General features: G+C 72.5%; 16 protein-coding genes and 1 tRNA gene. 8 read left to right on the top strand and 9 right to left on the bottom strand.

Going from position 1 to position 20,151, the window contains the following annotated elements; genetic code table 11:
- Positions 1 to 3 precede the first annotated feature (3 nt).
- The 4 genes from ACZ51I_RS16790 to ACZ51I_RS16775 all read right to left on the bottom strand — a co-directional run bounded on the left by ACZ51I_RS16790 (position 4) and on the right by ACZ51I_RS16775 (position 4,475).
- On the bottom strand, positions 4 to 1,296 hold the full coding sequence (locus ACZ51I_RS16790) for a homoserine dehydrogenase (protein WP_468876273.1): 1,293 nt from the start codon (positions 1,294 to 1,296) through the stop codon (positions 4 to 6).
- A gap of 127 nt (positions 1,297 to 1,423) precedes the next feature.
- On the bottom strand, positions 1,424 to 2,815 hold the full coding sequence (lysA, locus tag ACZ51I_RS16785; RefSeq protein WP_468876271.1) for a diaminopimelate decarboxylase: 1,392 nt from the start codon (positions 2,813 to 2,815) through the stop codon (positions 1,424 to 1,426).
- Positions 2,816 to 2,827: 12 nt separating this feature from the next.
- On the bottom strand, positions 2,828 to 3,790 hold the full coding sequence (gene nrtL / locus ACZ51I_RS16780; RefSeq protein WP_468876269.1) for an ArgS-related anticodon-binding protein NrtL: 963 nt from the start codon (positions 3,788 to 3,790) through the stop codon (positions 2,828 to 2,830).
- A 73-nt stretch (positions 3,791 to 3,863) separates the two neighbouring features.
- Complete coding sequence (locus ACZ51I_RS16775) at positions 3,864 to 4,475, bottom strand: response regulator transcription factor (RefSeq protein ID WP_468876267.1); 612 nt, start codon at positions 4,473 to 4,475, stop codon at positions 3,864 to 3,866.
- A gap of 181 nt (positions 4,476 to 4,656) precedes the next feature.
- Between ACZ51I_RS16775 and ACZ51I_RS16770 the strand changes: the two genes are divergently transcribed.
- A tRNA-Arg gene (locus ACZ51I_RS16770) sits at positions 4,657 to 4,728 on the top strand.
- A gap of 383 nt (positions 4,729 to 5,111) precedes the next feature.
- Here the strand turns inward: ACZ51I_RS16770 and ACZ51I_RS16765 are convergent.
- The 3 genes from ACZ51I_RS16765 to ku form a co-directional block, all read right to left on the bottom strand.
- Positions 5,112 to 5,408 (bottom strand): hypothetical protein, encoded by a 297-nt coding sequence (locus ACZ51I_RS16765; protein WP_468876265.1) that lies wholly within the window; start codon positions 5,406 to 5,408, stop codon positions 5,112 to 5,114.
- 219 nt (positions 5,409 to 5,627) lie between these two features.
- On the bottom strand, positions 5,628 to 7,238 hold the full coding sequence (locus ACZ51I_RS16760) for a M4 family metallopeptidase (protein ID WP_468876263.1): 1,611 nt from the start codon (positions 7,236 to 7,238) through the stop codon (positions 5,628 to 5,630).
- 307 nt (positions 7,239 to 7,545) lie between these two features.
- Positions 7,546 to 8,607, bottom strand: a complete 1,062-nt coding sequence (gene ku / locus ACZ51I_RS16755) for a non-homologous end joining protein Ku (protein WP_468876261.1) — start codon at positions 8,605 to 8,607, stop codon at positions 7,546 to 7,548.
- A gap of 80 nt (positions 8,608 to 8,687) precedes the next feature.
- Here ku and ligD point away from each other — a divergent pair, with 80 nt between their 5' ends.
- The 7 genes from ligD (at position 8,688) to ACZ51I_RS16720 (ending at position 18,007) form a co-directional block, all read left to right on the top strand.
- Positions 8,688 to 9,584 (top strand): non-homologous end-joining DNA ligase, encoded by an 897-nt coding sequence (ligD, locus tag ACZ51I_RS16750; protein WP_468876259.1) that lies wholly within the window; start codon positions 8,688 to 8,690, stop codon positions 9,582 to 9,584.
- Positions 9,581 to 10,543 (top strand): ATP-dependent DNA ligase, encoded by a 963-nt coding sequence (locus tag ACZ51I_RS16745; RefSeq protein WP_468876257.1) that lies wholly within the window; start codon positions 9,581 to 9,583, stop codon positions 10,541 to 10,543. Before ligD ends, ACZ51I_RS16745 begins: the two co-directional genes overlap by 4 nt.
- A gap of 200 nt (positions 10,544 to 10,743) precedes the next feature.
- Complete coding sequence (locus tag ACZ51I_RS16740) at positions 10,744 to 12,849, top strand: PBS lyase (protein WP_468876255.1); 2,106 nt, start codon at positions 10,744 to 10,746, stop codon at positions 12,847 to 12,849.
- 121 nt (positions 12,850 to 12,970) lie between these two features.
- A complete protein-coding gene (locus ACZ51I_RS16735) occupies positions 12,971 to 13,744 on the top strand; it encodes a hypothetical protein (RefSeq protein WP_468876253.1) in 774 nt (257 codons plus the stop codon).
- A gap of 64 nt (positions 13,745 to 13,808) precedes the next feature.
- Positions 13,809 to 15,080, top strand: coding sequence for an ATP-binding protein (locus ACZ51I_RS16730; protein WP_468876251.1), 1,272 nt, complete (start codon positions 13,809 to 13,811; stop codon positions 15,078 to 15,080).
- 55 nt (positions 15,081 to 15,135) lie between these two features.
- Positions 15,136 to 16,500: an FtsW/RodA/SpoVE family cell cycle protein gene (locus ACZ51I_RS16725; protein ID WP_468876249.1), complete on the top strand. Its 1,365-nt coding sequence runs from the start codon at positions 15,136 to 15,138 to the stop codon at positions 16,498 to 16,500.
- A gap of 31 nt (positions 16,501 to 16,531) precedes the next feature.
- Positions 16,532 to 18,007, top strand: a complete 1,476-nt coding sequence (locus ACZ51I_RS16720) for a penicillin-binding transpeptidase domain-containing protein (protein ID WP_468876247.1) — start codon at positions 16,532 to 16,534, stop codon at positions 18,005 to 18,007.
- Positions 18,008 to 18,068: 61 nt separating this feature from the next.
- On the opposite strand, the gene ACZ51I_RS16715 is transcribed toward ACZ51I_RS16720, so the two are convergent.
- Together ACZ51I_RS16715 and ACZ51I_RS16710 are read right to left on the bottom strand one after the other, a co-directional pair.
- Positions 18,069 to 18,917 (bottom strand): hypothetical protein, encoded by an 849-nt coding sequence (locus tag ACZ51I_RS16715; RefSeq protein WP_468876245.1) that lies wholly within the window; start codon positions 18,915 to 18,917, stop codon positions 18,069 to 18,071.
- A gap of 65 nt (positions 18,918 to 18,982) precedes the next feature.
- Positions 18,983 to 20,113: a ferritin-like domain-containing protein gene (locus ACZ51I_RS16710; RefSeq protein WP_468876244.1), complete on the bottom strand. Its 1,131-nt coding sequence runs from the start codon at positions 20,111 to 20,113 to the stop codon at positions 18,983 to 18,985.
- Positions 20,114 to 20,151 lie beyond the last annotated feature (38 nt).

Here is a 20,151-nt window from a genome sequence, read left to right as displayed (position 1 = left end):
TCCTTACTCCCCTTCAACACGCATGATGCTGGCGACACCGCGCACGGTGTCGAGCTTGCGCAGCGCCTCGACGGTCCCCGAGAGGGCGGCGTCGGGCGCGCGGTGGGTGACGACGACGAGGGAGGCCTCGCCGTCCTTGCCCTGCTGGCGCACCGTATCGATGGATACGCCGTGCTCGGCGAAGACCGTCGCGACCTGGGCGAGGACGCCCGGCTTGTCGGCCACGTCGAGGCTGATGTGGTACCGCGTGACGACCTCGCCCATGGAGCTCACGGGCAGCTGGGTGTACGCGGACTCGCCGGGGCCCGTCGCCTCGTTGAGACGGTTGCGGCAGACGGCGACGACGTCGCCGAGTACGGCCGAGGCGGTCGGCGAGCCGCCCGCCCCGGGGCCGTAGAACATGAGCTGCCCGGCGGCCTCCGCCTCGACGAAGACCGCGTTGTACGCCTCGCGGACGGAGGCGAGCGGGTGGCTGAGCGGGATCATCGCGGGGTGCACGCGCGCGGTGACGGACTCGCCGTCGGCGGCCCGCTCGCAGATCGCGAGCAGCTTGATGGTGCAGCCCATCTCCTTGGCGGAGGCGAAGTCCGCGGCGGTGACCTCGGTCATGCCCTCGCGGTAGACGTCGTCGAGGCGCACGCGCGTGTGGAAGGCGATCCCGGCGAGGATGGCGGCCTTGGCGGCGGCGTCGAAGGCCTCGACGTCGGCGGTGGGGTCGGCCTCGGCGTACCCGAGGGCGGTGGCCTCGTCGAGCGCTTCGGAGTACCCGGCGCCGCTCGAGTCCATCTTGTCGAGGATGAAGTTGGTCGTGCCGTTGACGATGCCCATCACCCGGTTGATCTTGTCGCCGGCGAGGGACTCGCGCAGCGGCCGGATGAGCGGGATGGCGCCCGCGACGGCGGCCTCGTAGTAGAGGTCCTGTCCGTGCTGCTGGGCGGCGGCGTAGAGGCTCGCGCCGTCCTGGGCGAGCAGTGCCTTGTTCGCCGAGACGACGGAGGCGCCGTGCTCGAAGGCGGTGGTGATGAGGGTGCGGGCCGGCTCGATGCCCCCGATGACCTCGACGACGACGTCGATGTCCCCCCGTTTGACGAGGGCGGTCGCGTCGGTGGTGATCAGCTCGGCGGGGACCCCGCCACGGACCTTGTCGGGCCGGCGGACGGCCACACCGGCGAGTTCGACCGGCGCGCCGATGCGCGCGGCGAGGTCGTCGGCGTGCGTCGTCATGATGCGCGCCACCTCTGAGCCGACCACTCCACAGCCCAGCAGCGCCACCTTCAGCGGACGCGTACGCATCATCCGACCTCGTTTCTCAAACTGACTTCGTCGTCGTATTTCTACGGTGGAACCAGTCTCACTCACCGGACGGGGGTTTCCGCCCCTCGTCCGGATCCTGAGACATCTATTTCGTCACTCGACTATTTCATCAGCCGACGTCCAGACGCAGGAGATCTTCCTCCGTCTCGCGCCGGACGATGACCCGCGCCTCGCCGTCGCGGACGGCGACGACGGGCGGCCGGAGGGCGTGGTTGTAGTTGCTGGCCATGGAGCGGCAGTACGCGCCGGTGGCCGGTACGGCGATCAGGTCGCCGGGCGCCAGGTCGGAGGGCAGGAAGGCGTCCCGTACGACGATGTCGCCGCTCTCGCAGTGCTTGCCGACGACGCGGGAGAGCATGGGCTCGGCCTCGCTGGTCCGCGAGACCAGGCTGACGCTGTACTCGGCGTCGTACAGGGCGGTGCGGATGTTGTCCGACATGCCGCCGTCGACGCTCACGTACGTCCGCAGCCCTTCCAGGGGCTTGACGGTGCCGACCCGGTAGAGGGTGAAGGCGGTAGGCCCGACGATGGCGCGTCCGGGCTCGACGGAGATACGGGGGGTCCGCAGGCCGGCCGCCTCGCACTCCCGCGTCACGATCTCGCTGAGCGCCTTGGCGATCTCGTGCGGCTCGCGCGGGTCGTCCTCGGAGGTGTACGCGATGCCGAGACCGCCACCGAGGTCGATCTCGGGCAGCTCGACGCCGTGCTCGTCGCGCACCTCGGCGAGCAGCTGCACGACCCGCCGTGCGGACACCTCGAAACCGGCCATGTCGAAGATCTGCGAGCCGATGTGCGAGTGGATGCCGATGAGCTCGAGGCCGTCGAGCTTGAGCGCCCGCCGCACGGCCTCGGCGGCCTGCCCGCCGGCGAGGGCGATGCCGAACTTCTGGTCCTCGTGGGCGGTGGCGATGAACTCGTGGGTGTGCGCCTCGACACCGACGGTCACCCGGATCTGCACCCGCTGCCGCTTCCCGAGGGACTGCGCGATGTGGGCGACCCGCACGATCTCCTGGAAGGAGTCGAGCACGATCCGCCCGACGCCGGCCTCGACGGCCCGGCGGATCTCGTCCTCGGACTTGTTGTTCCCGTGGAAGGCGATGCGCTCGGCGGGCATCCCGGCGGAGAGAGCGGTGCTCAGCTCACCACCGGAGCAGACGTCGAGATTCAGCCCCTCCTCCTTGAGCCACCGCACGACGGCCCGGGAAAGGAAGGCCTTCCCTGCGTAGAACACGTCGGCGTCCTTGCCGAAGGCCTCGGCCCAGGCGCGGCAGCGGGCACGGAAGTCGGCCTCGTCGAGGAAGTAGGCGGGCGTGCCGAACTCCTCGGCGAGCGCGTCGACCGCGATCCCGCCGACGGTGACGACGCCGCGCTCGTCCCGGCTCACCGTCCGGGCCCAGACCTTGGGGTCGAGCCGGTTGAGATCGGCGGGCGGAGCGGTGTAGTGCCCCTCGGGAAGGACATCGGCGTGACGGGGCCCGGCGGGGTGGGCGGAACGGCTCATGGTCTGCGTCTTTCAGATCTGGTCGGGTGCGCTGATGCCGAGCAGGGAGAGGCCACCGGCGAGCACCGTCCCGGCGGCTTCGGCGAGCGCGAGCCGGGAGCGGTGGGCGGCCGAGGGTTTCTCGTCGCCGAGCGGCAGAACGGTGTGCTGGAACGCGAGCAGCGCGTCGGCGGTGGCTTCGAGGTGCCGGGCGACCCGGTCGGGGGCGCGGTGGCGGGCGGCGGCGAGGAGGACGACGGGGTGGTCGCGGAGGACGCCGAGAAGCTCGGGTGCGTGGACGTCGGCGTCGTACGAGGGGGTGAAGCCGAGCTGCGACGCGTTGACGAGCAGCCGCTTCACGCGCGCGTGGGCGTACCGGACGCGGAAGAGGGGGTTGCGCTCGTGCTGGACGAGGAGGGGCGGCCCTTCGAGGACCCGGTCCCCGGGCGCGGCCCGCAGCAGGGCCCACCGGGCGGCGTCGACACCGAGGAGGTCGGGCTCGTACGCCCCACCCCGCACGGGAAGCAGCTCGTCCCCTCCGAAGGAGGCGTCGGCCCCCTGGCTGCGGAGCAGCCGGAGTACGACGTCGGTCACGATGACGGCGCGCGACTCTGTCACGTCGGCGAGCCGCACGACGGCGCCGGCGAGGGCGGTGCCGTGTCCGTACGCGCCCCTGGCGTCCCGAATCGCTCGTACGAGATCGCCGCAGGCATCACGGCGAAGAGTGAAGTTCAAAAAGCCGGGCCCGGTGATGTCGACGGCGAGGATCCCGGGGGCTTCCTGGAGCCGCTCCTTGAGGACCGCGGCGACGTCGAGCGCGGGGCGCCCGGAGGGCCGGGCGAGGCTCAGGGCGATATTGCTGGCGTACTCGCCGGTACCGCCGGGACGGGCCCGCTCGACCTTGACGCGCGGGGGGACGTCGACCCGCAGCGCACCGTCGTCGACCGCACGGCGCACGGCGTGCTGCACGATGAGGGAGAGGTCCGCGGGGGTCACGGGACAAGCGTAGGGGAGGAGGGGGGTCGGAACGCGAACCGGTTTCGCCATACGGGCACCGGACGCGCGGGCCTCAGCTCCCCCGTCGCGCACTCCCGGCCCGCCGACTGCCCTGCCGTCGCCCGTCGGGGACCTGCCGGGCGTCCTGCTGCCGCGCGTCGGAGACCTGCCGGGTGTCCTGCTGCCGCGCGTCGGAGACCTGCCGGGTGTCCTGCTGCCGCGCGTCGTGCGGCTGTCGGGGGTCCTGCTGCCGGGTGTCCTGTTCCTGGAGGCCGTCGGCTGCGGCCGGTTCCTCTCCCCCGTCGGGCCCGGCGGCCTCGGGACGCTCCCGCCGCTCGCGATGCATCAACTGCCGCACCACGCGCACGAGCTCGGAGGGCTCGAAGGGCTTGGCGAGGAAGGCGTCGACACCGGAGGCGACCCCACCGACCTGGTGCTCACCACAGGCGCTGATGATCGCCACGGGCACATGACTGGTCCGCGGATCGGCCCGCAGTCGCTCGGCCGTCTTGATCCCGTCCAAGCGGGGCATGACGACGTCCAGGGTGACGACATCAGGACAGACCTGATGTACGACATCCAGACACTCGGCACCATCGGCCGCGGTCACGACCTCGAACCCCTCGAGTTCGAGATTGACCCTGATCAGCTGACGGATCACCTTGTTGTCATCGACAACGAGCACCCGCCCGGACACGCCTGACACACGAACGAGAGTAGGGCGCCCCGAAGGGCTGCGTCCGGGTTTTACCCACTTCTGACCCGTGCGGGGGACCCATGCCCCGGTGACACCACGGAAATACCTGTTCACAGGCACGCCCGGAGAGCTGGTAGGGTTCTACCCGTCGCCGCCGAACGCGGCGGACGCCCCCGTAGCTCAGGGGATAGAGCAACGGCCTCCGGAGCCGTGTGCGCAGGTTCGAATCCTGCCGGGGGCACTCCAGCTCGGACAGCGTGATCAAGGCGCTGACCTGCTGAAGTGCCGAAGACGAAGGGTCGGACTCAGTCTCACTGAGTCCGGCCCTTCGTCGTTGTCTCTCACTGAGTCGGATGCCCGTGATCAGCCAAGGGCCGCCGCCCTGGTTGGCGAGATCGGCCAGGATGGGTCGGCGGCGCGTGGCAGTACTCCGCGCGTGAGGCGCGGAGGGCCTTCAGGAGGCCTGGCGCACGTGGGCGAGCAGGTCGGTGACTGCGCTGGTGTAAGCGTGCAACGGCCCCTGAGCGCCGTGGTCGTGACGTCAGACAGCTTCCTTGGGCAGGGCAGTCCGACCACCGGATGCCGGCCGCCTCAGCGGGCCGCGCCGGGCCGGTCGCGGCCCGGTTACGGGCAGACCGTCGTCACGGAGTTCGAGGCGCCGCTCACGTCGCCCTTCGCGTACCAGAAGTGGCGGGTCTCGACGGTGGCGTCGCAGGGCGAGGCGTAGAACTCGTCGACGAACTCACCGGCTTCGTCCACGGCGAAGGTGTACGTGGCGGGGTCCGAGAGATGGCCGAGCTGGAGGGATCGGTGGGTGAGGTGGATCGTCTCGTTCGCCTTGAATCCCTCGCCTCGGACCACCACGACCTGGAAGTTCAGCCGGGTGAATTTGACCTCGGCGCTGATGCGGGGCTGCGGCATGGATGCTCCTCTGCGGCGGCGCGGCACCGATGGGGCGGTGCGCGTGAGTAGTGCGGGAGAGAGGAGGCGTCCCCGGGCCCAGGCGGTGCCGTTTTCAGGTTGGCTCCGGAAGGCGGACCACGCAACCCAGGGCCGTCCGGCGGATGCGTCTGCCGGGCGGCCCTGGGCGATGTGCGGGGTGTTACGTGATGTGGGGGGGTTACTCGACGTTGACGGGCGTCACTTGACGTTGATCGCGGTCCAGGCGGCGGCGACCGCGTTGTACTGGGTGCTGCCGGAGCCGTAGAGGTCGGCGGCCGCCGAGAGGGTGGCCGTACGGGCGCCGGCGTAACCCGTGGTGGAGGTCATGTAGGTGGAGAGGGCCTTGTACCAGATCTTGTAAGCGGCGGTGCGGCCGATGCCCGTGACCGTGGAGCCGCTGTAGGTCGGCGAGTTGTAGGTCACGCCGTTGACGGTCTTCGTGCCGCTGCCCTCGGACAGCAGGTAGAAGAAGTGGTTGGCCGGCCCCGAGGAGTAGTGGACGTTCAGGCGGCCGACCGACTTCGACCAGTAGTCGGCGGAGCTGCCGTCCTTGCTGGGCTTGTCCATGTAACGGAGCGGCGTGCCGTTGCCGTTGATGTCGATCTTCTCGCCGATGAGGTAGTCACCCTGGTCGGCCGCGTTGTTCGCGTAGAACTCGACCGCGGTGCCGAAGATGTCGGAGGTCGCCTCGTTCAGGCCGCCGGACTCGCCGCTGTAGCGGAGGTTCGCGGTGGAGGAGGTCAGGCCGTGGGACATCTCGTGGCCGGCCACGTCGAGGGACGTGAGCGGGTGGGTGTTGCCGATGCCGTCGCCGTACGTCATGCAGAAGCAGGAGTCGTCCCAGAAGGCGTTCACGTACGCGCTGCCGTAGTGGACGCGGGAGTAGGCGGCGACGCCGTCGCCGCGGATGCCGTTGCGGCCCAGCTCGTTCTTGTAGAAGTCCCAGGTGACGGCCGCACCGTAGTGGGCGTCGGCGGCCGCGGTCTCGCGGTTGGAGGCGAGCCCGTTGCCCCAGGTGTCGGTGGAGTTGGTGAAGAGGGTGCCGGTGCCGGACGTGCCGCCCTTCAGGTCGTACGTCTTGTGCCCGCCGCGCGTGGCGTCGGTGAGGCTGTACGAGGGCGAGGTGCCGAGGGTGACCTGGCCGGCGTACATGGTGTTGCCCACGCCGGTCTCGATCGTCTCGTGCGAGAACAGCACCTTGCCGGTGGTGGCGTCGGTGACGACCTGACGGCGGCTCGGGGTGCCGTCCTTCTGGACGCCGGTGACGTACGTCTCCCAGGCGAGGACCGGCTTGCCGGTGGCCGCCCAGATCACCTTGCGGGCGGAGGACACGGCCTCGTCCGCGTTGGCGGCGGAGGCGAGGGCCGCCTTGCCGGCGGTGGCGCGCGCGACGGCGGGCGTCGTGCTCGCCACGGATATCCGGGCCGAGGTCGCCTTGGTGGTGGAGCGGGCGCCCGACTTCTTCTGGTGGACGACCAGGTCGCCGCCGAGGACCGGGAGGCCGTCGTAGGTGCGCTCGTAGCGCGTGTGGACGGTGCCGTCCGCGTCCCTGACGACGTCGCGGACGACCAGCTTCTCCTGGGCGGGCAGGCCGATGGCGCGGGCGGTGGCGGTCGCCTCGCCCTGCGCCTCGTGGATGGCGGCGGCGCGCTGGGTGCCGGTCAGCTGGATCGCCGTGGCGCCGGCCTCGCGCTGGGCATCGGCGTTGGCGGATCCGGTCTGGACTCCGACGACGACCATGGCGGCCGATGCGATCAGGGCGGCGGCTCGGGCGGTGGTACGGCGGTGCGAGGACTGCTGGCGGGTCACGCGGGCTCCTTCGCTGAAAAGCGTGGGGATTGTGGGGGTGGGTGGTGCGGCTGTGAGCGTGCCAGCGAAGAAGCCTGTTTGACAGGTCTGCAACAAGAATTTGACCATGTGTTGTCCGAAGGACAGATAACTCTGTCCGCTATACGGGGAGTTCGGGGCGCACCACGACTCCCGCTGCCCGGTTTCGGGCAGCGAGGAGCCCCCCAGCGGGTTCGCTGGGGGGCTTGGGGGGGTTGAGGTGTTTGTTGTTGCTCTAGGGGTTTATGGGGCGGGGGCGGGGCGCGTCCTCGGCGCGTCGGAGGGCGGCTCAGGCTGTGCGCTTGCGGGGCGTCGTCTTCTTCGCCGACGTCTTCTCGGCCGACTTCTCGGCCGCCTCCTTCTTCGCGGCGGTCGTCTTCGCCGGGGTCTTCTTCGCTGAGGCCTTCTCCGGCGTCGCCTTCTCGGCCGTCGTCCTCGCGGCCGTCTTCCTCCCTGAAGCCGCCCGCTCGGAAGTCGTCTTCTTCGCCGCCGCCTTCTTCGCCGCGGGCTTCGACTCTTCCTTCGCCGTCCCCCGCGGCTTGAGTTCGGTCACCACCGCGTCCTCCCCGCGCGCCTCCCTCGCCGCCCGGACGCTGTTCTCCAGGGCCGCCATCAGGTCGATGACCCTGCCTCCGCCCGCCTCCTCCCCCGGGGCCCGGGGCGCGACGGCCTCGCCGCCCGCCGCCTTCGCCGCGATCATCTCCTCGACCGCCGTGCGGTAGTCGTCGTGCAGGGTGCTGATGTCGACCTCGCCCAGCGTGGCCATCAGAGCGTCCGCCAGGTCCAGTTCGGCATCCCGGACCGCGACCGGGGTCTCCGGGGCGACGCCTTCCGGAGCGCGGATCTCGTCCGGCCAGAGCAGGCCGTGCATGGCGATCACGTCGTCCACGACCCGGAGCATGCCGAGCCGCTCCCGCCCCCGCAGCGCGTACTTCGCGACCGCCACCTTGTCGCTGCGCTTGAGCGCCTCGCGGAGCAGGGTGTACGGCTTGGCCGCCGGCACGCCGTTCGCCGAGAGGTAGTACGCGGCGTCCATCTGGAGCGGGTCGATCTCGCCGGCCGGCACGAAGGAGACGATCTCGATCGTCTTCGCGGTGGGGAGCGGCAGCGCGGCCAGGTCCTCGTCGGTGATCGGGATCATGGTCCCGTCGGCGTCCTCGTACGCCTTGCCGATCTCCGCCTGGGGGACCTCCTCCCCGTCCAGCTCGCACACCTTCTTGTAGCGGACCCGGCCGCCGTCCTCGGTGTGGATCTGGCGGAAGGAGACGGACCGGCTCTCGGTGGCGTTCACCAGCTTGATCGGGATGCTGACCAGCCCGAAGGATATGGCGCCGTTCCAGATGGATCGCACGGGCATTCGTTCCTTTCGAGCCGAGGAGTGACCGATATCCGATATGTCGTGAGGATCCCGAAACGTGGGATTCTCATCGTATGACGCCGATCACAGAGGTGGAGGGGCGACGGCTGGCGCTCAGCAACCTGGACAAGGTGCTCCACCCCGTCACGGGCACCACCAAGGGCGAGCTGCTCCACTACTACGCGACCGTCGGGCCCGTGATCCTGCCGCATCTGCGCGACCGTCCGGTGTCCTTCCTGCGCTATCCGGACGGTCCCGACGGGCAGCTCTTCTTCACCAAGAATCCGCCGCCCGGCACACCCTCCTGGGTGAGAACCACCCCCGTGCCCCGCTCCGATGACCCCCGGGCCCGGCAGGTGGTGATCGAGGACCTGCCCTCGCTCATGTGGGCCGCGAACCTCGTCGTGGAGTTCCACACGCCCCAGTGGCGGGCCTCCTCCCCCGCCGTCGCCGACCGGCTCGTCCTCGACCTCGACCCCGGAGCGCCCGCCACCGTCGTCGAGTGCTGCCGGGTCGCGCTCCACCTGCGGGAGCGGCTCGCGGCGGACGGCCTCGAGGCCTTCGCCAAGACGTCCGGCTCCAAGGGCCTCCACCTGCTCGTCCCGGTGGTGCCGACGCCGTCCGCGCACGTCTCGGCGTACGCGAAGCGGCTCGCCGTCGAGGCGGAGGCGGCGCTCCCGGGGCTCGTCACGCACCGGATGACCAAGGCGCTGCGCACCGGGAAGGTCTTCGTCGACCACAGCCAGAACGCCGCCGCCAAGACCACCGCCACCCCCTACACCCTGCGGGCACGGGCCCGGCCCAGCGTCTCTGCGCCCGTCACCTGGGAGGAGGTGGAGGGCTGCGCCGCTCCCGGCGGGGCGCCCGAGGACCTCGTCCTCCTCATGGGCGACATCGCGCCACGTCTGGAGCGGTACGAGGACCTCCTGGCGCCCCTCTTCGCGCCCGAGCGGGCGGGAGCCGTGCCGTGAACGGCGTCCCCGGAGCAGACGGAGGCGGCGGCAGCGGTGCGGGTCCCGCACCCGGCGGGGGCGCCGTCCCCGTCCCGGTCGTCCTCCCGCCGCCCGTCGACGTCATGCGCCCCCGGGCCGCGGACGAGATCCCGGCGCAGGCGGAGCCGCCCCGGGAGCTCCAGTACTCCCTCAAGCTGGACGGGTTCCGCGCCCTCGCCTTCGTGCTCGGCGGCGGGAAGGTCGTCCTCCAGTCCCGCTCCCGCCGGGACCTCTCGCCGGAGTTCCCCGACATCGCCGCGCACCTGCGCGACCAGCTGCCGCCGGGGATCGTCCTGGACGGCGAGCTGTGCGCGTACCGCGACGGCCGGCTGAGCTTCACGGACCTGCTCAAGTCGCACGCCGACCGGGTCCGGGCCGGGGTGCCCGTCTCGTACGTCGCCTTCGACCTGCTCGCCGTCCCGGGGCGCGACGTGCGGGCGCTGCCGCTGCGCGACCGGTGGGCGCTGCTCGGGGCCGCGCTGCGGGAGGCCGAGCCGCCGCTCCAGCGGGTCCTGGCCACGACGGACGAGGAGACGGCGCGGGCCTGGTTCCGGGACCTGCGGGACGCCGGCGTCGAGGGGGTCGTCGCGAAGCGCCTCGACGCGCCCTACCGGGCGGGCTCCACCTGGGCCTGGCGCAAGGTCCGGCACGCCGACACGAGAGACGCCCTGCTGCTCGGTCTCGTCGGCCCGCCGGAGCGGCCCCGGGCCCTGGTCGTACGCCTCCCCGACGGCCGCACCCTGACCACCTCGCCGCGGCTGACCCCGGCGCAGTCGCGCCAGGTCGGCGAGCTGGCGGCCGACCGCGCCGGACCGCTCGCGCAGGACCCGGAGCACGGGCCGGTGCGATGGGTGGACCCGCCGCTCCCGGTGGAGCTGCGCCAGGCCGCGGGGCGGCACGAGACGGCGGCGTTCGTCCGCGTCCGGTCGGAAGGGTAGGGCGGGCGGGGCGGCGGTCGCGGCGGCGCGTCTCCCGTCCGGGCACCCAGAGCAACTGCCTTGCTGCGCAACGTACATGGCGCAAAGAGACCGCAACTGGCGCTCCGCGCAGGGCAGCTGGCGCCGGTTCGGCCTCCTTGTCCGTCCCGTGGTGCACACTTGCTGCCTGGCACAGCGCTCACGGGGAAGGCGGCCTGGCAATGCTGACGGGGATCGAGGAGGTCGACTGGGCCTCGCTGGGGCACGCGTACGGCCCCGCGGACGACGTGCCGGAGCTGCTCCGCGGACTCGCCTCCGCCGATCCCGCGGAGCGGGAGACCGCCCTCGACGGCATGTACGGCGCGGTGCACCACCAGGGCGACGTCTACGACTCGACCCTCGCCTGCATCCCCTTCCTCCTCGAACTCGTCGCCGACCCCGGCGTCCAGGACCGGGGCTGCATCGTGGAGCTGCTCACCAGCATCGGCGGGATCGAACTCGACGACGACGACGAGGAACTGGACGAAGTCGGTTCGGACGACGAGGAGTTCATCCCCGCAGCGAACTACGCGATGGCCGCCGCCGCGATCGCCGCCGGCGCCGACGTCTTCCTGGGGCTCGTCTCCGACCCCGACCTCGAGGTGCGGCTCGCCGCGCCGTGCGCGCTCGCCTCGCTGCACCCCGAGCCCGCGCGGGTGCTGACCCTGCTGCGGGAGCGGCTCACCGTCGAGCGGGACACCGAGGTGCGGCTCGCCCTGGTGGCCGCCGTCGGCCGGATGGCCCTGCGGCACGCCTCGCTGCGCGCCGAGATCGTCGACTGGCTCGGCTGGCTCGCGCGCGCCGCGCAGGACCCCGGGCTCCGGCTCGCGGCCCTCGCGCAGCGGGCGCGCTGCGCGCCCGCTGACATCCCGGACGACGTGGTGCCGTGGGTGACGGGACTCCTGGAGGAGATCAGGGCCTCGGCGACCCGGCCGGCCGCGCCCGGCACGGAGCGGGCGGCGGCCCCGACGCTCATCGGGCAGGTCCGCGAGCTCCTGGAGGAGCACGCCGCCGGCCGGCCCGCGCCGTGGACCGAGGAGCTGCTGCGGACCCTGCACGCCGCGCTCGACGACCGGGTCGACGACCGGATCGCCCTGATCCTCGCGCAGCTGCGCAGCCCGGACTGGGGGCAGCGCTCGGACGCGATCTGGTTGTGCGGCGGTCTGATACGGCTCTGGCGCGGGCGGTACGAGGAGGTGGTCCGGCTCGTCGGCGCGCAGCTCCAGGACCCCGAGCCGCGGCTCCGGGAGGCGGCCACGTCCTTCCTGGAGCGGCTCTTCGAGCTGGGCGCGCCCGCCGCCGACGCGCTCGCGTCCCGCCTCGCCCCCGGGCCGGCCGGGGCCGGACAGGACCACGGGACCGGCGGCTTCGTCGGGCGGTCCGGGCGGGACGGGGCGCTGCTCGCGCTGGCCCGCGCCGGGGACACGCGCGCGGTCCCGCTGCTCGCCCGCGCCCTGGAGGAGCCGGAGGTGCGGCGCGAGCTGCTGTACGCCATGGACGGGCTCGGACCCTCGGCGGCGCTGCTCGCCCCGCTGCTCCGGCGCCGGCTCGCCGAGGTCGAGCTCGACGAGCGGCTGTACGACCGGGCGGCACCGCTGCTGTACGCCCTGGCGGCCGTGCGGGGCGGCCAGGCCGTGCCGGAGGTGCTGCGGGTCCTGCGCGGGGCGCCGGCGAACCGGCGCGACTGGGTGCGGGAGGCCGCGCTGCGGACCCTGGCGGCCTTCGGGCCCGCCGCCCGGCAGGCCGTGCCGGACATGCGAAGACTCCTGGCCGCCGAGTCGGCCGCGGTGGCCTCGACGGCGGCGCGGGCGCTGTGGGCGGCCGAGGGGGACCGGGGGGACGTGCTGCCGGCCCTGGAGCGGTGGCTCCGGCCGGGCACGCAGGACGCGGACTGGTGCGCGGCCGCGCAGGCCCTCGGCGAGATCGGTCCGGCGGCGGCCGCGGCGGCCCCGGCCCTCCGGCCCGGCCTGGCCTCGCGGGACCTGTGGGTGCGGGTCCGCAGCGCCGCGGCGCTGTGGCGGGTGTCGGGCGAGGCGTCGGCCTCGCTCCCGGTGCTGCTCGCGGCCTGGGAGGAGAACCGGCACGCGCGCGTGGACATCGCGGAGTGCCTGGCGGAGATGGGTCCCGCGGCCTCGGGGGCGCAGCTGGTCGTCCTCACGGAGCTGACCCGCAGGCGCCGTCACAACGCCCGCGAGGGCGGCTCGGGCAGCCACGACATCCACCTCGACGAGAAGCTGCTGACCCTCTGCAGGGCGGCGCTGGCCCGGATGGAGCGGGGGGTCTTCTAAAAGCCCGGAAACCCAGCACCCCAGGACCGCGACGAACCGACGATGAGACAAAAAGGACTTCACTCCGCATAAGGTCTACTGGGAGCCGATCCCCGCCCGCCGACCGAGGAGCAGAAGCAGCGTGAGACCGCGCCGAGTGCAGTGCGCCGCCGGCGTCCTGTGCGCCCTCGGCCTCACCCTCGCGCTCACCGGCTGCGGTGGCGAGGGAGGGCTCAGGAGCGCCGGACCCACGCCGACGGCCGTGGGGCCCGTCCGGCTCTGGCCGGACCTGCCGCCCGCGACGAACCCACCGCTCGACTACGGCGAGTCCGACACCCAGCGCGTCCCCGGCATCGAGGTCGCCGACAACGACGTCCACTCCCTCGACCCGGTGGCGGTCGTCCGCGCCGAGGTGCGCGCCCACCCCGACACGTACACCGGCGCGGACGGGCTGTACGAGGAGACCGCCCGCGCGATCGGGGCCTGCGGCACCGCGCCGGCCCGCTGCCCGGTCCTGCGGCCGTACTACCGCGACCTCACCGGCAACGGCCGGGACGAGCTGATCGTCGGGATCCGGATGCCGGAGCAGCAGGTCGGGGTGCGGGTCTATCTCGCCGAGAACGGCGGTCTGACCCGGATCATGTCCACCGTCGACCAGGTCATCAGCGTGGAGCTGGCGGGCCGGGACCTGATCCTGCGGGTCGGTTCGGCCGGCATCCCGGGGTACGAGTACCGGACCGCCTGGTCCTGGGACGAGCAGCAGGGCAGCATGCTGCCCACCCGGGACGAGATCGTCCGGGTGAAGCCGCCCGGCACCGGGCCCGCGACGGTGCCCGCGCCCCGCCTGGTGAGCCCCACACCCGCCGCGACGGCCACACCGGCGCCCGTACCGCTGCCTCCGGAGGCGACGCCGTGAGGCCCGTACCGCTCCCCCGGAAGGCGACCGTGGGCCCCGCACCGCTCCTCCCGGCGGCGGCGCCGTGAGGGCGCCCCGGTTGCCCGCCTGGACCGCGACGCTCACCTGGAAGGCCGCGCTCTTCATCGCGGTGATGTGCTGCGCCCTCGCCGCACTGCTCGGCGTGCTCGTCCATGTCTCGGTGGCCGGCCAGACCGTGAGCGACTCCCGGGAGAAGGCCCTGACACGGCTCGGCGAGGTCAGCGGGCTCTACGAGGCGGGCGAGCCGCTCCCCCGGTTCGCCGGGGTGGATCCGCCCGGACTCCCGGCCTCGCTGCGGGCGCTCGCTGCGGGCGGGGAGCGGGGCACGATGGTCGCGGAGCACGAGGGCCGGCCGACGATGTGGGCGGCGGGCCCGGCGGACGGCCGCGCCCTCGCCGTACGCCTCGACTACACCCAGAGCGCCGAGACGATCGACGCGCTCGACCGCTCGATCCTCGGCTCCTCCGTCCTGGCGATCGGGGCGACCCTGCTCGTCGGCGCGTTCGCCGTCACCCGGGTCACCCGCCGGTTGCACCTCACCGCGCAGGTGGCCCGCCGGATCAGCGCCGGCGACCTGGACGCGCGCGTGGACGATCCCCGCACCAAGGACCCCTCGCGCCCGCAGGACGAGGTGGCCACGGTCTCCGGGGCGCTCGACACCATGGCCTCCTCGCTCCAGCGCAAGCTGCAGAGCGAGCAGCGGTTCACCGCCGATGTGGCGCACGAGCTGCGGACCCCGCTGACCGGGCTCTGGGCCGCGGCCGAGCTGCTGCCGGAGGGGCGGCCGTCGGAGCTCGTACGGGACCGGGTGCGGGCGCTGCGGGGGCTCACCGAGGACCTGCTCGAGATCTCGCGGCTCGACGCCCGGACCGAGACGGTGGACCTGGCGGTGCACGAGCTCGGGCCGCTCGCCGAGCGGGTGGTGCGCGCCTCGGGCACGGAGACGGAGGTGCGGGTCGTCAGGGACGCCACGGTGGAGACGGACCGGCGGCGCGTGGAGCGGGTGCTCGGCAATCTGGTGGCCAACGCGCACAGGCACGGGGCGCCGCCCGTGGTGGTGACCGTGGACGGCCCGGTGGTGTCCGTGCGGGACCACGGGCCGGGGTATCCCGCGTACCTCCTGGAGTCGGGCCCGCAGCGGTTCCGTACCGAGAGCGGCGGCAAGGGGCACGGCCTCGGGCTGACCATCGCGGCGGGGCAGGCGGAGGTGATCGGCGCCGAGCTGGTCTTCGCCGCCGGCCCGGACGGGGGCGCCGAGGCCCGGCTGCGGCTGCCGGAGTACGTACGGCTCCCCGATCCGGAATCCGAGCGGTGACGGCACACCGTCACACAAAAGGGACATAGGGCATACCGCTTGCTACGTTGCGGCCATGACCGCACCTCCGCCCGGCATCCGCGTCCCGAAGCGGCGCGGCGTGGAGCTGTCGCTCCTGATCGGCGCGGTCCTCATCTGCGTCTGCGGCTACGCCGAGGTCGGCCTCGCCCGCAGCGGCGCCGTGCCGCCCGACGCCGCCCGCTACGGGGCCGGGCTCGGGCTGCTCGCGCTCGTCGCCCATCTCGCGGTCCGCTTCCGCGCCCCGTACGCCGACCCCCTGCTGCTGCCGATCGCGGTCCTGCTCAACGGCCTCGGTCTGGTGCTCATCTACCGCCTCGACCTGGAGACGCCGAAGGACCAGGCGGCGACGACGCAGGTGATCTGGTCGACGCTCGGGGTGGCGCTGTTCATCGTGGTCGTCCTGCTGCTGCGCGACCACCGCGCGCTCCAGGGGTACGCGTACGTGTCGGTGGCCGCCGCGCTCGCCCTGATGATTCTGCCGATCTTCTTCCCGGCGGTGAACGGCGCCAAGATCTGGATCAGGATCGGCGGGCTCTCCTTCCAGCCGGGCGAGTTCGCCAAGATCCTGCTCGCGGTCTTCTTCGCCGCGTACCTCGCCGCCAACCGCCACGCGCTCGCGTACGCCGGCCGCCGGATCTGGATCTTCCAGTTTCCGACGGGCCGGGTCCTCGGGCCGATCGTGGCGATCTGGCTGCTGAGCGTCGGCGTCCTCGTCCTGGAACGGGACCTGGGCACCTCGCTGCTCTTCTTCGGCCTCTTCGTGATCATGCTGTACGTGGCGACCGGCCGGACCGGCTGGATCGCGGTCGGGCTCGTCCTGGCGTCCGCGGGCGCCTTCCTCGTCGGCTCGCTCGAACCGCACGTCCACAGCAGGGTGCAGGACTGGCTCGACCCGTACGCCTCGATCCGCGCGGGTGACGGGCCGGGGCAGCTCGCCCAGTCGCTCTTCGCCTTCGCCGCCGGCGGGATGCTCGGCACGGGGCTCGGTCTCGGCCATTCCGTCCTCATCGGCTTCGCCACCAAGTCCGACTTCATCCTGGCGACGGCCGGCGAGGAACTCGGGCTCGTCGGCCTCACCGCGCTCTTCCTGCTGTACGCGCTGCTCGTCGCCCGCGGCTACCGCGCCGGCCTCTCGCTGCGCGATCCCTTCGGGCGGCTGCTCGCGATCGGCCTCGCCTCGATCGTGGCCCTCCAGGTCTTCGTCATCGCGGGCGGGGTGATGGGGCTGATCCCGCTGACCGGCATGGCGATGCCGTTCCTGGCGCAGGGAGGGTCTTCGGTCGTCACCAACTGGGTGATCGTCGCCCTCCTCATCCGCGTCAGCGACTCGGCCCGCGCACCCCAGCCGGACACCGCCGACACCGGGGAACTCGCCAGGGTCGGGGAGGGCGTGCGGTGATGTGGAACCCCGCGATCCGGGGAGGCGCGCGATGATCCGGTACATCCGGAGGGCAGCCGCCCTCTGTCTGGTCCTGCTCGTCGCCCTCCTCGTCAACGCCGCCCGGGTGATGGTCTTCGAGGCCGATTCCCTCGACGCCGACCCGGCCAACCGGCGGATCGCGATCGACCGGTACGCGCGGCCGCGCGGCGAGATCGTCGTCGACGGGAAGCCGGTGACCGGCTCCCGGGACAGCGGACAGCAGCTGCGCTGGGAACGGACCTACCGGCAGGGGCCGTTGTACGCGCCGCTGACCGGTTACTCCTCCCAGACGTACGGCACGACGCTGGTCGAGCACGCCGAGGACGCGGTCCTCGCGGGCACCGACCCGATGCTCGCGCCGCTGCCCCTGTGGAACGACCTCACCCGCGGCCACCAGCCCGGCGGCGACGTGGTGACGACGATCCGCGCCTCGATGCAGGAGACCGCCTTCCGGGGGCTCGACGGGAAGCGGGGCGCGGTCGTGGCGGTCGAGCCGTCGAGCGGCCGGATCCTGGCGCTCGTCAGCTCACCCTCGTACGACCCGGGGGTCCTCTCGGGGACGGGCCGGGGCGTCAAGGACGCCTGGCGACGGCTGAACGGCTCGCCGAACCAGCCGATGCTCAACCGGGCGCTGCGGCAGACGTACCCGCCGGGCTCCGCCTTCAAGATCGTGACGGCCGCGGCGGCCCTGGACGCGGGGGCGGTGCGGGACGTGGAGGCGCCGACGGACACCCCGGACCCGTTCGTGCTGCCCGGCACCCGGCAGGTGCTGCCGAACGAGGCGACGGGCTGCGGCAACGCCTCCCTCGCGTACGCGATCCAGTGGTCCTGCAACACGGTGATGGCCGGACTCGGGGTGGAGGTGGGCCTGCGGGGGATGGTCGACGCCGTGGAGCGCTTCGGCTTCAACGACACGGGGCTGCGGGTGCCGTCCTGGGTGGCGAAGTCCAACTTCGACCGGACGATGAGCCCGGACCAGCTGGCGCTGTCGTCGATCGGGCAGTTCGACACGACGGCGACCCCGCTGCAGATGGCGATGGTGGCGGCGGCCGTCGCCAACAACGGGGAGATCGCCCACCCGTACCTCGTGGACCGCACCACGACCTCCGGCGGCACGACCGTGGACCGCACCGTCCGCCGCAGCTACCGGCAGGCGATGAACCCGGCGACGGCGATGCAGCTCCAGCGGCTGATGGTGAAGGCGGTGGAGGAGGGCACCGGGACGAAGGGGGCGATCCCCGGCGCCCGGGTCGGCGGCAAGACGGGCACCGCCCAGCACGGCTTCGGCAACACCGGTACGCCGTACGCCTGGTTCATCGCCTGGGCACAAGCGGACGACGCGGCCCAGCCGGCGGTGGCGGTGGCGGTCGTCGTCGAGGACGCGGAGGCCTCCCGTACGGACATCAGCGGCGGCGGCAGCGCGGCGCCGATCGCGAAGGCGGTGATGACGGAGGCGCTGAGGCTGGAGGCGGAGGCGCGGGGCTGAGCGGGTCCGGTGGGCCGCACGGGCCGCCGCGGGGCCGCTTCCCCGCCCCGCGACAGGCGCTTCAGCCGAGCGGCTTGCGGATCTCCGCGCGGATCTTGGCCGTGGTCTCGGCGAGTTCGGCCAGGTCGATGTCCTCGGGGTCCACGGTGGCGGATCCCGGGGTGACGAGGGCGATGGCGGCCGCGGTGTTGTCGTCGCCCCAGGCGCACATGGGGAGCGTGGTCGTGCCGAGCGCGTCCTTCGACGTGGTGACCTGGCAGCTCAAGGTCACGTCGTACCCGGCGGGGGTGAAGTCCCTGGGCCGGACGACGAGCGTGGAGCCCTTGTCCGTGGCGGCGCCCTTGAGGATGGACGTGCGGGTGGAGTCGCCGCTCTTGATGCGTCCGTACATCCCGGAAAGGACGAGGACGGCCCCGTCCTTGCCGCTGTACTGCCCGACCGTCGCCGTCGCGTCCTTCACCGTGAGGTCGGGGGTGTCCTCGATCTCCTTGCCCTGGGTGTCGGAGAGGTCCGATTCGAGGGTGTACGTGCCGGCGAGGAGGGACTGGGGGACGACGAGCTTGTGCGTCGCCTCGGGGAAGGGACCGGTGACGCTGTCGAGCCCGGCCTTGGTCGCGTAGCCGATTCCTCCGACCACGACCAGGGACCCGACGACGATGGCGACGATCGCCCCGGCCGACAGCTTCTTCTTCGGCGGCGGCCCCATGGGCGGCTGGCCGAACGGCGGCTGGCCGAAGGGCGGCTGACCCATCGGCGGCTGACCCATCGGCGGCTGTCCCGTCGGCGGCTGTCCCCAGGTCCCGGCGCCCGGCGCCTGGTACTGCGGCGGGACGCCGTGCGGCTGGTGGGGCGGTACGGGTCCGCCGTACGGCTGGTGGGGCGGCTGGCTCGGCGGTGGCGGCATGGTCATGACGATCACGCTACGTCACCCGTACGACAGCCGGTTCCGCCAGGCCCGCGGAAGGCCGGATTCCGCTACCCCTCGGCCTCCACCCCCGCCCCCGCTCCCGATCCCGCCGCGATCGCGTCCGCCACTTCCGTCACCCGGGCCCGCTCCTCCTCCGCGAAGCGCTCCGCGTCGAGCCGCTCCGCGATCTCCTCGTCCTGGCTCATCAGCAGGTCCAGATTGGAGTCCCCGAGGTCGAACACGCCCATGTCCAGGTAGGCCTTCTGCAGGCGCTCGCCCCACAGACCGATGTCCTTGACGCAGGGCACGATCCGGCTGAAGAGCAGCTTGCGGAAGAGGTGGAGGAACTCGCTCTGCTCGCTCAGCTGCTCCGCCTCCTTCTTGGGGATGCCGAAGTTCTCCAGGACCTCGACCCCGCGCAGCCGGTCGCGCATCAGATGGCAGCCCTCGATGACGAACTCCTCGCGCTCGCGCAGCTCGGCGTCCGCGAGCTGCCTGTAGTAGTCGCGCAGCGCCATCCGGCCGAAGGCCACGTGCCGCGCCTCGTCCTGCATCACGTACGCGAGGATCTGCTTCGGCAGCGGCTTGTCGGTGGTGTCGCGGATCATGCCGAAGGCGGCGAGGGCGAGGCCTTCGATGAGGACCTGCATGCCGAGGTAGGGCATGTCCCAGCGGGAGTCGCGCAGGGTGTCGTCGAGGAGTCCCTTGAGGTTGTCGTTGATCGGGTAGAGCATCCCGATCTTCTCGTGGAGGAACCGGCCGTAGATCTCGGCGTGCCGGGCCTCGTCCATGGTCTGGGTGGCCGAGTAGAACTTGGCGTCCAGGTCGGGGACGGACTCGACGATCCGGGCGGCGCAGATCATGGCGCCCTGCTCGCCGTGGAGGAACTGACTGAACTGCCAGGAGGCGTAGTGGCGGCGCAGGTCGCCCTTGTCCTTCTCGGTCATCTTCGCCCAGTGGCGGGTGCCGTGGAGGGTCAGGACCTCGTCGGGGGTGCCCAGCGGGTCGTACGGGTCGACCTCGATGCCCCAGTCGACGCGGGTGGCGCCGTCCCACTGCTTGTCCTTGCCCTTCTGGTAGAGGGCGAGGAGGCGCTCGCGGCCGTCGTCGTAGTCCCAGGAGAAGCGGGCGGCGCCGGAGGCGGGTATCTCCCAGCCGGGTCCTGCGGGGGCGCTCACATAGAGGTCGTGCGTCGACACTGACGACTCCTTCCGTCCGGTTCCAGCAGGCTCACACG

The sequence above is a fragment of the Streptomyces sp. NPDC034084 genome (assembly GCF_055575535.1).
This window is presented reverse-complemented; position numbering and strand designations above follow the sequence as displayed.